General features: G+C 39.0%; 13 protein-coding genes and 3 pseudogenes. 13 read left to right on the top strand and 3 right to left on the bottom strand.

Annotated features, from left to right (window positions below; all coding sequences use genetic code 11):
* Positions 1–98: 98 nt before the first annotated feature.
* Positions 99–467, bottom strand: coding sequence for a VOC family protein (locus ACFX4L_RS20755; protein ID WP_377385777.1), 369 nt, complete (start codon positions 465–467; stop codon positions 99–101).
* A gap of 167 nt (positions 468–634) precedes the next feature.
* Between ACFX4L_RS20755 and ACFX4L_RS20750 the strand changes: the two genes are divergently transcribed.
* The 3 genes from ACFX4L_RS20750 to ACFX4L_RS20740 all read left to right on the top strand — a co-directional run bounded on the left by ACFX4L_RS20750 (position 635) and on the right by ACFX4L_RS20740 (position 2,364).
* Positions 635–1,039 (top strand): secondary thiamine-phosphate synthase enzyme YjbQ, encoded by a 405-nt coding sequence (locus tag ACFX4L_RS20750; RefSeq protein ID WP_089364853.1) that lies wholly within the window; start codon positions 635–637, stop codon positions 1,037–1,039.
* A gap of 39 nt (positions 1,040–1,078) precedes the next feature.
* Positions 1,079–1,645, top strand: coding sequence for a GNAT family N-acetyltransferase (locus tag ACFX4L_RS20745; protein WP_377406064.1), 567 nt, complete (start codon positions 1,079–1,081; stop codon positions 1,643–1,645).
* Between the two features lie 119 nt (positions 1,646–1,764).
* Positions 1,765–2,364, top strand: coding sequence for a cell wall hydrolase (locus tag ACFX4L_RS20740; protein ID WP_289337454.1), 600 nt, complete (start codon positions 1,765–1,767; stop codon positions 2,362–2,364).
* 65 nt (positions 2,365–2,429) lie between these two features.
* On the opposite strand, the gene ACFX4L_RS20735 is transcribed toward ACFX4L_RS20740, so the two are convergent.
* Positions 2,430–3,017 carry a DUF2087 domain-containing protein gene (locus ACFX4L_RS20735; protein ID WP_125161395.1) on the bottom strand — a complete coding sequence of 196 codons (588 nt, stop codon included), beginning with the start codon at positions 3,015–3,017 and terminating at the stop codon, positions 2,430–2,432.
* Between the two features lie 157 nt (positions 3,018–3,174).
* Here ACFX4L_RS20735 and trhA point away from each other — a divergent pair, with 157 nt between their 5' ends.
* Positions 3,175–3,819, top strand: coding sequence for a PAQR family membrane homeostasis protein TrhA (trhA, locus tag ACFX4L_RS20730; protein WP_289337455.1), 645 nt, complete (start codon positions 3,175–3,177; stop codon positions 3,817–3,819).
* A 121-nt stretch (positions 3,820–3,940) separates the two neighbouring features.
* Entirely contained in the window at positions 3,941–4,426 is a 486-nt protein-coding gene (locus tag ACFX4L_RS20725) for a YusW family protein (RefSeq protein WP_377406062.1), read from the top strand.
* 298 nt (positions 4,427–4,724) lie between these two features.
* Here ACFX4L_RS20725 and ACFX4L_RS20720 read toward each other — a convergent pair whose 3' ends face one another.
* Positions 4,725–5,297, bottom strand: a complete 573-nt coding sequence (locus tag ACFX4L_RS20720) for a biotin transporter BioY (protein ID WP_289337457.1) — start codon at positions 5,295–5,297, stop codon at positions 4,725–4,727.
* 301 nt (positions 5,298–5,598) lie between these two features.
* Between ACFX4L_RS20720 and ACFX4L_RS20715 the strand changes: the two genes are divergently transcribed.
* The 8 genes and pseudogenes from ACFX4L_RS20715 to ACFX4L_RS20680 all read left to right on the top strand — a co-directional run.
* A complete protein-coding gene (locus ACFX4L_RS20715) occupies positions 5,599–6,120 on the top strand; it encodes an NfeD family membrane protein (RefSeq protein ID WP_089364847.1) in 522 nt (173 codons plus the stop codon).
* 17 nt (positions 6,121–6,137) lie between these two features.
* A complete protein-coding gene (locus ACFX4L_RS20710) occupies positions 6,138–7,670 on the top strand; it encodes a flotillin lipid rafts scaffold protein FloT (protein WP_377406059.1) in 1,533 nt (510 codons plus the stop codon).
* A 508-nt stretch (positions 7,671–8,178) separates the two neighbouring features.
* The gene (locus ACFX4L_RS20705) at positions 8,179–8,361 is read left to right on the top strand and encodes a YolD-like family protein (protein WP_034307388.1); all 183 of its coding nucleotides are present in this window, start codon (positions 8,179–8,181) and stop codon (positions 8,359–8,361) included.
* A 632-nt stretch (positions 8,362–8,993) separates the two neighbouring features.
* Positions 8,994–9,623, top strand: a complete 630-nt coding sequence (locus tag ACFX4L_RS20700) for an NAD(P)H-binding protein (RefSeq protein ID WP_377406057.1) — start codon at positions 8,994–8,996, stop codon at positions 9,621–9,623.
* A 47-nt stretch (positions 9,624–9,670) separates the two neighbouring features.
* On the top strand, positions 9,671–11,275 hold the full coding sequence (locus ACFX4L_RS20695) for an FMN-binding glutamate synthase family protein (protein WP_377385800.1): 1,605 nt from the start codon (positions 9,671–9,673) through the stop codon (positions 11,273–11,275).
* Positions 11,276–11,328: 53 nt separating this feature from the next.
* Positions 11,329–11,852, top strand: a pseudogene (locus ACFX4L_RS20690) (EamA family transporter); the annotation flags it as partial.
* A gap of 422 nt (positions 11,853–12,274) precedes the next feature.
* Positions 12,275–12,518, top strand: a pseudogene (locus tag ACFX4L_RS20685) (alpha/beta fold hydrolase); the annotation flags it as partial.
* Between the two features lie 50 nt (positions 12,519–12,568).
* Positions 12,569–13,027: pseudogene (locus ACFX4L_RS20680) on the top strand (iron chelate uptake ABC transporter family permease subunit); the annotation flags it as partial.
* Positions 13,028–13,051: the final 24 nt, after the last annotated feature.

The following is a 13,051-nucleotide window of genomic DNA, read 5'->3' as shown; positions in this document are numbered from 1 at the left end:
AGTATCGAATGAGAATCGTCTTTTTTTAATTTGATTTACCGTACTAGTTAGAAAAACGTGAGTTTTTCAGCAGCCTCAATTTTATGGACCCGCTTTTATTATATCCATTCCAAAATTTCAATCCGATTGCCGAAGGGATCGGATATATAGATGCGGTTCGCCCCAGGTAACCTTTTGTCTTCTGTAAAAGAAACACGATTAGTTATTAAATGTTGTTTAAAGTCTCTAAGATTTTCTACTTCAAGCGCTGGATGGGCTTTTCTCGCGGGAATGAACTGATCTTCCGTTCCAACATGAATTTTGATCGATCCTGATTCGAACCATACTCCGCCATTTGACTTTAAGGATGCAGGCTTATCCACTTCCTGAAACATTAGAATCTCATTGAAAAACTTCCTTGATTGGTCCTCGGTATTTTTGGGAGATGCTAATTGGAAATGATCGATTGCTTTAAAAACGAAACCCATTTTTCCCCACCCTCCCTTAGCTACTTATATATCCAATATTAAAATAAAAAAATCAATAAAAATAGCTTATTTTTTAATTCATCATCGATCGGTTTTGCTTATCGTTGGTTCTTGATTCGTTTATTAAAGCATAAATGTCATGTTTATGGGTAAAGGAGTGGACGTACATGCTGAAGAAAAACACCTTAAAAACAACTAAAAGGGATGATATGATTGATGTTACGGCAGAAGTACAGGCATTCATCAATGAAAACGGGATACAACAGGGGTTAGCTCTTATATATTGTCCTCATACGACAGCAGGGATCACAATTAATGAAAATGCAGATCCCGATGTCAAAAAGGATATGCTAAGAAGATTGGATGAGCAATACCCATGGAATCATACATTGGATTTACATAAGGAAGGAAACACGGCTGCCCATTTGAAATCAAGTACGGTTGGTTCTTCACAACAGGTGATCATCCATAAGGGAAGTTTAATTCTTGGTACATGGCAAGGGATATATTTTTGTGAATTCGATGGTCCCAGAGATAGGCAATATTTTATTAAATTATGTGTCGACCGCTAAAATGGAAGGTATATACTGGAAGAAGTAGGAGGAAGAGGAGTGGACGATGTTTGGATTGAAGGAAGAAAAGTAATATTGAGGAACGTTAAACAAGCCGATTTAAAACGTTTATGGAGCCTGAAATATGGAGAAGTCAATCCAGAATGGAAAAAGTGGGATGCACCTTACTATCCTCTTGAACTCATGGATTACCATACGTATATCGATAAAGAAACGAAGCACAGAACCAATGATGGGAAAATGGGGGCTTACTCCGAGCTATTAATGGAAAAAAACGATCAAATAATAGGTTCGGTTGTATATTACTGGGAACATGAACTCTCACGTTGGCTGGAAATAGGGATTACGATTTTTGAGCCAAAGTATTGGAATGGCGGGTATGGAACAGAAGCGTTAATGATGTTCATAGACTATTTATTCGAAAACTTGGAGATTGAACGGGTTGGACTGACGACATGGTCAGGTAATGAACGTATGATGGCTGTTGGGGAAAAGGTAGGCATGCAAATAGAGGGAAGAATGAGAAAATGCCGTTATTATGATGGTTATTATTATGATTCAATCAGAATGGGTATACTACGTGAGGAATGGAATGGGAATCTTTAAAATTTCTAAGTTAATTGACCCGTGAAAATTTTTCCTTGATTTCCTTGGGAAAAATTTAGCACTGTTTTCTCCCATATGGTCTGTTATCCTAGGAAGATGCTTAACGAGGAGGTTACAAGATGAAATTATCAGTATTAATAACCGTGATAATGACTCTAAGTGTCATCGTACTTGGGATAGCTATTCCTAAGGGAACGACCAGTATAGCTTCTGATGGAGCAACCAAACATGTCATTAAACAAGGTGAATCAATATGGGATATTGCGAAGCAGTATGGTGTCCCAATCAAAAAGTTAAAAGAAGTCAATAATAATGTAAATAATGTTGCCGAACCTGGTAAAACATTGATTATTCCACATGTAATGAATGAAAAAGATAAAGAATTATTAGCAAGGCTTGTGCATGCAGAAGCCAAAGGGGAGCCTTATAGAGGAAAGGTAGAGGTGGCAGGAGTAGTTTTGAATCGCCTCGATAGCAAAGAATTCCCTGATACGGTCCGGGAAGTAATCTATCAAAAAAACCAATTCTCGCCCGTTGCTGATGGCAGTATAAACAAAGCAGCCGGAGATGATGCCAAGAAGGCTGTCAATGAAGCATTGGCGATTCATGGCTACACAAATGATGCCTTGTATTTTTGGAATCCCAGTATTTCGGACAGCAAATGGATGAAGCAATTGGAGGTAATCAAAATCATCGGTGGCCACCATTTTGCCATATAAACTACATTTCAAGAACCGGTCTCACCAACAAAGGGAGGCCGGTTTTTCATGTTTAAAACTAACTCTTAAATGATTTCAGCCCACATCTCGCGGGGATTCAGTTCATAAATGCTGTTTTCCCGGTACATGATGCCTCCGATAATGAGTTCACGTCTTATCGTTGCGTAATCATCATGGAATGACTGGATGAATTCATTCAGTTCTTTTTCTGGATATTTACGTCCCTTTTCCAAGAGGCCTGCAATATGATGAAGAACGATCATTTTCTTCTTTCTTTGTGCTGGTATGGTTTTTAGTCGACCATCTTGTGTAAAGAAGTTTTCAAGGATCTTTTTATGCTCTAAAATCAGCTTTTGTTTATCCAATTTACTGGAGTCCCCCTTATTTGAAATGATTTTAGGTAATGCTGAAGAATAATGCTCTAGGACATCTTCGTTCAAAAAATAATATACCGTATTTTTTTCTCTCCGATCCTTCACTAAATTAATGTCCTTCAATTTCATTAAATGGTGTGAAATGGTTGGGGCAGTCAATTTTAATATTCCCGCAAGAGCCTGTCCGTGTTTTGGACCGTTTGCCAGAATGGATATAATCCTAATCCTAGTCACATCACCAATCGTTTTATGGAAAGCGACCAACTTTTCTAATTGCACCTTTATCCCCCTCACTAATTAGATTATTATCTAATTAGATAATAATCTAATTAGTGGTGATAATCAAGCTATATTCACTTTTCTATATTGCTTGGAAAATATGATGTATAATTTAGGAGAATGTTGAAAATTTTTATCTAGATAAAGGAGCTGTAACATGGCTAATACACATGTTTATACAAAAAAAGAAGAAGTGGTCAATGCGATAACCCATGGTGTTGGTGTTTTGTTGAGTATCGCCGCTCTTGTGTTTTTAATAATATTCTCAGTCCAAAAAGGATCGCCTTGGGATGTAGTCATTTCAGTCATCTATGGCGCTTCCATGCTTCTTTTATATGTCTCATCCACTTTAGTGCATAGTTTTCCAGAGGGGAAAACAAAGGATATATTCGAAATCTTTGATCATTCAGCCATATATATATTCATTGCAGGAACATACACGCCCATCATGGTCCTTGTGATTCAAGGCTCACTAGGCTGGACATTGCTTGGAATAATTTGGGGAGTTGCAATCATCGGCGTCGTCTTCAAAGCTTTCTATGTTAAAAGGTTCCTATTCCTTTCGACGCTTCTTTATATTGCGATGGGGTGGATGATCGTCATCGTTTGGGGACCTCTTACAGCAGCGATGCCCTCAGAAGGTATCCAGTTACTGATAGCAGGGGGCTTGCTTTATACGTTTGGAGCTATCTTTTATGTATGGCGCGGTTTTCCGTTTCATCACGCCGTCTGGCATGTTTTTGTGCTTGGGGGTTCTGCCACCCATTTTTTTGCTGTATTATTTTACATCCTTCCACTATGATCATTTCTAGTGATTCTTTAACTTGATCGATCTTATGATACCTGAAAGATTCCTGAAGTTTTGAATGCCCCCTTTTAGGTAATCAATAAGTATACAGATGATTAGGGAGGAATGACTAATAATGAGAAAATCAATCAAAATATTATCTGTTCCGTTTGCCGCTATGCTTGTTTTGGCCGGGTGTGGGGGAGAAAACGATGAAGTGAAAAATCCACCGGTTAAGGAGAATGAAAATCAAGCGGAAACAAATCCTGAAACAAGAACGGATAATAATGAAAAGCTGCCTTTCACTTTCAAGGATTTTCAATTAGAAGTTGATTATGTTGGAACTGATAACGAGTACGAAGCTGAATATGATACCATGGGAGCCCAAACAGAAGCTTCAATCGAGGATAAATCAAACAAACATGAAGTTCACGGTGATGAAGCAATGAAAGAATTAACACCGATTTTAGAAAAATTGACATTCACCAAAGATTCAATAGATGAACAAGTCGTTCAAGAAGTGACAAGTGTTTTTGATTTGAAGGATGCCTATGAAGAATTCGATTTAGAGGTCGTGTTCGATGATGGTACGAAAAAAGAATATAAAGTGAATAATAAATAACTAAATCCATTTATTATATTTTCTTAAGTTATAAATGGTAGCCTTTTCACGATTCTTCAATAGTTGTCAAATTGCGGTAACTATAGTAAAATGATTACGGTTAGCAAAGGGGATAACATATATTTGCTTTTCATATTCGGACTTATGGGGATAGGACCGTAATAAATACTTGTAAAAAAAGAGTCTTTTTCTAAGATTCTTTTTTTGTGCAAGTGATAGAAAATGATGGCTGAAAAAGTAACAAGATGAAAGAGAGGGTACCGCAAGCGGCACCCTCTCTTTCATTTACCCATTTGCATCATTGGGAAAGTGGTGTATTTTTTTTTGGGAGCATATTAGCTGATGCTAACCTTGAACGGATCGTAATCCCAAGCCAAGATGCAAGGAATGCTTTTAAAATGCCTACGATTATAAATGGGGCAAAACCGCTGGAAAATGCAACTGTCCATGATAATGAGCTCATATATTTCAACCAAATCGTACCGATGATCAACGTTATGAACATCCCGATTATATTTGCAAGGAAAGCCATTGCAACTGAGAAACGTGTTTTTTCCAATATCAGCCCGGTAATATAAACTGTCGGGATATAGGATAATAAATAACCGCCAGTCGGACCGAATATCTTAGCTAGTCCTCCAGACATTTCAGCGAACACTGGTACTCCTGCAGCTCCTATGAACAAGTATAATAAAACGGAAGAGGTTCCATAACGTGAACCTAGTATAGTGGCTGCCAGCCCAACAGCTAGAGTCTGTCCTGTAATCGGTACTAACGGCAGTGGAATTGTAATTTGGGCAAGGATCCCTATAAGTGCAGCAAATAAGGCTGTAACCATCATCATTCTTAATTTCTCGTGACTTTCCCTCATCGTGCTTCCCCCTATTGTAAACCTGGTTATCAAACGAGTTAACATATAAAGAATTTTAATATGATAAGTAAACACTGTCAATGATATTATGAATTTTATTTTATAAGGGCCTAGTTGTTGCCCAGGTTCGTAAAACTTGGAAAAAAAATGAAACTTTCTGTAACGTCATTCGTATTAATGGTAAGTGAAGTAAATGGGGGGGATCATTGCCATATGTCTTTCAAAAGGTAGTTAAAACGCTTATCCTAGGTCTTAATAGTAGTAAGCGGTAAAGAAAAATCAAATTAAAAGGATGAAAGAGATGGAGTTATTTGGAGTTCCATTAGAAACAGTCTATTTATATGGATTAATTATATTCGGGGGGCTAACATTCCTATTTATCTTGTTTAATGATATATTTTCTGGCCTAGAATTACCGGATATATTAAATCCAACCCTCATTTTTAGTTTTTTGACCGTATTTTTTTCGAGTGGGTTTTTGCTTGAATCGCTTACAGGACTTAATGATGTGATGATTGCCGTGATTTCCCTGCTCATTTCATTTACAATCGTCACCCTATTGAATGTATTTGTGTTGATTCCCATCTCATCGGCGGAGGAAAGCTTAACGTTTCATGACAATGACCTGAGAGGCAGGGTTGGCAGGGTTCTGACATCAGTCCCGGTTGATGGGTTTGGGGAAGTCTTAATCGAAAGCATCAGCGGGAGCATTGCGAAGACTGCGGCCAGTTATAAGAATGAAGGAATTGTTTCGGATACAAAAGTCTTGATCATCGAAGTTAAAAATGGGGTTGTCTATGTCATGCCCCATGAGAATGAATAAGAGGTAGGAGGTCATTTATGTTTAGTTTAATTTGGATTGTTGTCGCCATTGTTGCATTTTTATTAATCGCACTTATTGCTGTGTTTGTTACGAAATACCGTACTGCTGGTCCTGATGAGGCCTTGATAGTGACTGGAAGTTACTTGGGCAGCAAGAATGTCCACATCGACGAATCAGGAAATAAAATTAAAATCGTCCGCGGTGGAGGTGCTTTCGTTTTGCCAGTGTTCCAACAAGCGGAACCATTGAGCTTGTTGTCAAGCAAACTTGAGGTCTCGACTCCTGAAGTATATACAGAACAAGGTGTTCCTGTCATGGCTGATGGTGTATCGATCATCAAGATTGGCGGTTCAATCACCGATATCGCCACAGCAGCAGAGCAATTCCTTGGTAAATCGAAAGATGACCGTGAACAGGAAGCGCGGGAAGTATTGGAAGGACATCTTCGCTCAATCCTTGGTTCGATGACAGTCGAGGAAATTTATAAAAACCGTGAAAAGTTTTCCCAGGAAGTACAGAGGGTAGCCTCGCAGGATTTGGCTAAAATGGGACTCATCATCGTATCGTTCACGATTAAAGATGTTCGTGACAAAAATGGATATCTTGAATCTCTAGGTAAGCCAAGGATTGCTCAAGTGAAAAGGGATGCCGATATAGCTACCGCCGATGCCGAGAAAGAAACGCGAATCAAGCGAGCCGAAGCTTCGAAGGAAGCCCAGCGTGCCGAACTTGAAAGGGCAACAGAAATAGCCGAAGCCGAAAAAATCAACAAGCTAAAGGTTGCGGAATTCCGTCGTGAGCAGGATATTGCCAAGGCACGTGCAGACCAAGCTTACGATCTTGAAACTGCCAGATCTAAACAGGATGTAACCGAACAGGAAATGCAAATCAGGATCATCGAACGGCAAAAGCAGATTGAGCTGGAAGAAAAAGAAATCCTTCGCCGTGAAAAGCAATATGATTCAGAAGTGAAGAAAAAGGCGGATGCCGATCGTTATGCGGTAGAGCAGGCAGCTTCCGCAAACAAAATGAAACAGATTACAGAAGCGGATGCCGATAAGTATAAAATTGAAGCCATGGCCAAAGCGGAAGCGGAACGTGTTCGAATGGACGGTCTTGCTAAAGCGGACGCCCAAAGGGCACAAGGTACGACAGAAGCGGAAATCATCAGGTTAAAAGGGGTAGCAGAAGCAGAAGCCAAGCAGAAAATAGCTGAAGCTTTTGAACAGTTCGGGCAAGCCGCCGTAATGGACATGATTTTGAAAATGCTGCCTGAATATGCAAAACAAGTTGCTAGCCCGCTTAGTAATATAGACAAAATCACTGTAGTGGACACAGGCGGAAGCGGTGCGAATGGCGGGGCTAATAAAGTGACAGGATATGCAACGGATTTAATGGCAACATTGCAAGAGTCATTAAAGGCATCTTCGGGAATTGATGTCAAAGACTTGCTTGAGAATTTCTCAGGAAAACGAAATTTACCATTCACCACCATCAGGCAAGAGAATGTCGAAGCGAGCATGAATATGGCAGCAAGCAAGGAAGAGTAACGGTGAAGAATAAATGAAAAAAGGTAAGGGCACAAATATGCTCTTACCTTTTTTTGAATAGGAGAATATTTTATTTCCTATACTAAAGGGACAAAAAGAACATTTAATTTTTATTATGATAAGGCTTCTTATGGAGCACCTATGGTTAGTGGAAAAGCGATTTTTCACCCTTGTCAAAAGCCAGTTGCTGTTCTCGAAAAAATAATTGCAACTCATACATATCCACCTATGATTATACAAAAAATTGAAATTTTATCCAACTCAGACGAGAATTTAATGCCGATTCACTTAAAATTCATTTTTTTCATGGATTTTTACCATTTCCTAGCCCACTCCAATTTACCTAAAATATTCCAATGTTCAAACTTTCACAAATTGTTCACAACAACAATGAAAACGCTTACGATTTTCATTGTATAATATACATATCCTAATTGATTTCATAGTATTGCACCACTTATCATACAATTTTAATAAATAATTGAATAGACAGAAGGGAGATAATCAGATGATCTTGAAATCGTTGAAAAAAAAGGGCATAACGACCATCATTTATTATAAAGAAGGAGTATTAAAAACATGCAAGGGTCAATTGCATAAACTTAACCTTAATGAACAAACTCTTTCCTTAAAAGATGAAAATCAAAAGATTTTCTCTATTCGTTTATCTCGTATTATGGAAATCTATTAATTTAACATATTAAAATTACAAAACATTTATTAATCCCGAATCTTTAGTATATTACTAGAGGTTCTTTTTTCATATATGGAAAGCTGGTCAGTTTAGAATTCCTGTAGTTAGTAATTTTTCAGTTTTGAAAAAAATAGGGCCCCTCATTTCCAGGTTGATAAAAGTTTTTATACTTTATAGATGGCAGTATCCTTCGTGCGGAATTCCTCAATATGGCGTTCGTAAGAAAGTATGGGTGCGAATAACTATGGAATGTATGGAGTGATTACATAAAAAATTAATATTTTAAGAGATAATTTGGGGTTTTGTTTACCCAGGAAATAATCGTCTTTAATGTATAGTTTTATATAATTACCCAAATTAAAACCAATTCATTTTACATGAGCAGAGTAGTTGGGTTTCGTTCTTATTTAATTCCAATCACTAATCTAGTTCCTACAGCTTCAGTAATAATGGATGTCAGATTATTAATTTTGAGATTACGTACGTTCAATAAAAGCCTAATTGCTTCACTGAAGAAATTGGACTATCAAAGAATCGTTAAAATTAACGATACGGCGAAGACGTTTAATTGTTTCATTAAACTTTAAAGTGGTAAATAGATAGTATCAAACTAGCAGGGAGGTATTAAAATGAGAGTTCTGGTAATAGGAACAGAGGACATGACCGGAGAGCACGTTGTAAAACAGCTGGCAGACAGGCACCATAACCCGGTAGCACTGGTAGGAGCAGAAAATAAAGTTGAGGAAATGGTTAAACTTGGAGCACGAGATGTAGTTTCTTTGGAAAAAAGGGATTTTTCCAGTGCTTTTTCAGGCTGTGAAGCAGTGATCTACCTGAGTGGCGCCAGTCCCCGGACTGGGGAGGGCAAACCAATACTGGTTGACCATCAGTCAGTAATAGACTCAGTTAAGGCTGCTAAGAAACATGGGGTGAAGCGCTTTGTTTTGATGAACACCATGCGAGCAAAAGAAATGGAGAGCTTAGATTCTAGTACAAACGGTGTCAAGTACCACTCAGAAGAGCTATTAAGACAGGAAAAGCTTACATATACGGTCATACGGACAAGTATGCCTGTTGATAAGCCGGGAATAGGTAAAGTTGAAGCTGGACCATCAATTGTGCATGACAAAGGCGAGATACCAAAGGAGGATATTGCTTCTGTATTGGTCAAAGCGCTGGATACTAAAGAAGTATATAATAAAACGTTCCATGTAACTTCTGGAGAAATTCTGATTGATGAAGCACTCCAAAGATTATAGATTACTCGAGTAACTTGCACAAAAAATAAGAAGCGAAGGGTGATAAAATGTCCAAATTAAAACATTACCTTCCTACAGTTTTAAAAGGTTCTGCCGTTTTAGGGACAGTTGCGGCCGCAGCGTACTTTTACCGAAAGGATGATACACAAAAACAACATTCAATCCTGAGGAATTTCCCCCTAATAGGGCGAATTAGATACATGACAGAGCAAATAGGACCTGAACTTAGGCAGTATTTATTTGAAAATAATAATGAAGGCACCCCTTTCTCAAGAAAGGAATTCGAGGATGTTGTAAAAGCAGGAAAATATAAGGAGCGTTTAATCGGATTTGGATCGGAACGTGACTTCAATGAGGCTGGATACTATATTCGAAATAGTATGTTTCCCAATCTCCGGGAAGAATTGAGAATAGATAATAGCCAAAAAATCAATACAAAGGTATATGAAGTAGATGAGGAAGGTCTATTGACCAGAAAGGAGAAGCGGGAAGATAGACAAATAGAACCGTACTTTTTACGAGACGAGGATGCTGTCATAATCGGAGGGGACACATGCCGGAATCCCTTTAAATTAAAGGGGCTCGTAGGACAATCTGCAATGAGCTACGGTGCACTCGGTGAGAATGCCATCACTGCACTGTCGAGAGGATTAGGGCTTGCAGGAGGAACATGGATGAATACTGGTGAAGGTGGTCTTTCCAAATATCATCTCTCCGGAAATCCCGACATCATAATGCAAATCGGTCCGGGACTGTTTGGAGTAAGGACAGCAGGTGGGGAGTTCTCCTGGGAAGAATTCAAGAAGAAAAGTGAAATCGAGCAAGTAAAGGCATTTGAAATTAAGCTGGCACAAGGTGCCAAAATCAGAGGTGGGCATATTGAAGGGCAAAAGGTGACAGAAGAAATTGCCCAAATTCGCCTAGTGGAACCTGGCCAAACGATCAATAGCCCTAACCGGTTCTATGAATTCAAGAATTTTAATGAATTGTTCGAATTTGTAGAAAGAATGAGGGATGTAGGCGGAAAGCCTATCGGTATCAAAATTGTTGTGGGGGATCTTGATGCACTTGAGGAAATGACGAAAAACATGAGAGATACAGGTAAAGGGCCTGATTTTATCACGGTGGATGGCGGAGAAGGCGGAACTGGGGCAACCTATCAGGAGCTTGCAGATGCAGTCGGACTCCCAATTATGTCAGCCTTGCCACTTGTAGATGAGATGTTAAAAAAATATGGTGTACGTAACAGGGTCAAGCTGATTGCATCAGGCAAGCTGACTTCTCCAGATAAAGTGGCGGTCGCTTTAGCGATGGGGGCAGATTTAGTCAATATAGCCCGCGGTTTTATGATTAGCGTTGGCTGCATCATGGCTGAAATCTGCCATACAAACCATTGCCCTGCAGGAGTAGCCACAACTGATTCAAAGTTGCAGGATGGTCTGGTTATTGAAGAAAAACAATACCGAGTCGCCAATTACGTGATTTCCCTCCGCGAGGGGCTATTTAACCTTGCAGCTGCAGCAGGTATAGATACTCCGACCAAATTTGAACGAAAACACATCGTTCACAAGGATGAGTGGGGAAGAGTTTCCCTTGTCCGGGACATCACCCTAACTCCCGAAAAAGTGGAGAAGTTAAGAAATAAGGAATAAGTGGAGAAATGGAAAGTTGTTTTTAAAAAAAATGTTGAAGAAAAACGAAATTTGTAGCGATCATTGGTATGTTAATGATTGTAGGAAAAGGCGTGAGTGCATCCAGATCAGATGATTTTATTGGAATTTCCTTTGGATTAATCGCAGCTGCATTTTATGCAGCGTTATTGCTTTTAAATAAATTTATTAAAAATATGGGAAAGTTAGAGCTGACCATCATTCAGCCTGGAACAACCACATTACTTCTAATGCCATATGTTTTCCTTACTGAAGGCTTTGGTATTTTTGAAGTATCAAGTTCTTCCACTCCTTTTTTAAAAATTTTAGGGATCATCAATACAGGGATTGGATTTTGGTTATTTTTCCCTTGTATGGAAAAATCAAAACACAGAGTATAGCTATACTAAGTTATGTAGCTCCATTTGTAGCTATATTGATTTCTGCAATTATCTTGCTAGAACAAATGACAATTGTTCAAATGCTGGGTGGGATATTACTATTAGGCTCTACATTTGTTAGTGAAATTAGATCAGTCAACTTATCAAAACAATTAATGAAAACACCAGCTGAACGTTAAAAACAGTGGGAAGCATTCATTTCCCACTGTTTTATATTTTAGGCTCTTTTCGTAAAGATTGTTGTTTTTAAAACGAAACTATCTAAGGTTGATTGGAGCGGAAGTGCGAGACTCCTGCGGGAGCAGCGGGACAGGTGAGACCCCACAGGCGTTTACGCCGAGGAGGCTCACCGCCCGCCCCGCAGAAAGCGAGCATCTGGAGGGGAAACCAACCACAACTCACTACCTGGTAAATAGCAACATAGTATGTGAAAACAGCCATATTTTAAAATGTTTTTAGATAAAGGGTCTAATTTTTATGGATATTTCAATATTATTTTCAAATCCTTCTTTCTTTTCCACTCATCAGTTTAATGCGATTTTCTAACAAATACTTGCTTATTCGCAGGATTTCATAATCTTTGTTTTAGGGATAATGATAGCTCGATTGTATAACGGCCTTTAGTAAGACAGATTTTAGAAAGGACTTGGAAAAGTTCAATATACCTACTCTTATTATTCATGGTGACTCTGATACAACTGTACCTTTTGAGTTAAGTGGAAAACGTACATTTGATTCCATTCCTGGTAGTAAGCTCGCTCTAATAAAGTGTGGTCCGCATGGATTAAACGCAACTCACCCCAAAAGAATTTAATGAAGCGCTGCTAACATTTCTAAAAAATTAATATAGAAGAAACCCGTCAAAAAAGGAGCCTTTGCCCAAAGTGACAAAGGCTTACTTTTATATTTATTTCCCATTTCGGGGCGGCCAGTCAAACTTGAATTAACCGGGGTGGGATTTTCTATGGCCCTCTCAGGTCTAATGATTGTCCTTATTTCATCTGCTGATCGCCAAAAGGTGGATTTTTATTGCAAATTGGTGTCAGGGAACATATGGGGTGCAGACTGGCCTTTCATTTGGGCCATCCTTCCATGGGCTGCGCTTGCAGCAGCAGCTGTCCTTGTCACAGGAGGCATCGCCTTCGTCGGGCTCAGGGCTCCGCACTTTGCAAGAGCTCTGGTCGGATTTCGAAATCAGCTCTTCCTGCCGGTAGCGATTCTGATCCGCGCCTGGCTGCTGCTTCTGGCAGATACCATCGGAAGAAACATACTTGAACCCAAAGGTATACCTGCGGGGATTATGATCGCTTTAATAGGGGCTCCTTATATTTTGTTTTTGTTGATGAAGAAGTAGGAGTAAAAAACAATTTTTGTAAAA

The sequence above is a fragment of the Peribacillus sp. YIM B13482 genome, from assembly GCF_042787975.1.
Lineage (GTDB): Bacteria > Bacillota > Bacilli > Bacillales > DSM-1321 > Peribacillus > Peribacillus simplex_A.
Note: the sequence above shows the minus strand (reverse complement) of the source record. Positions and strands in the feature narration are given on the sequence as shown.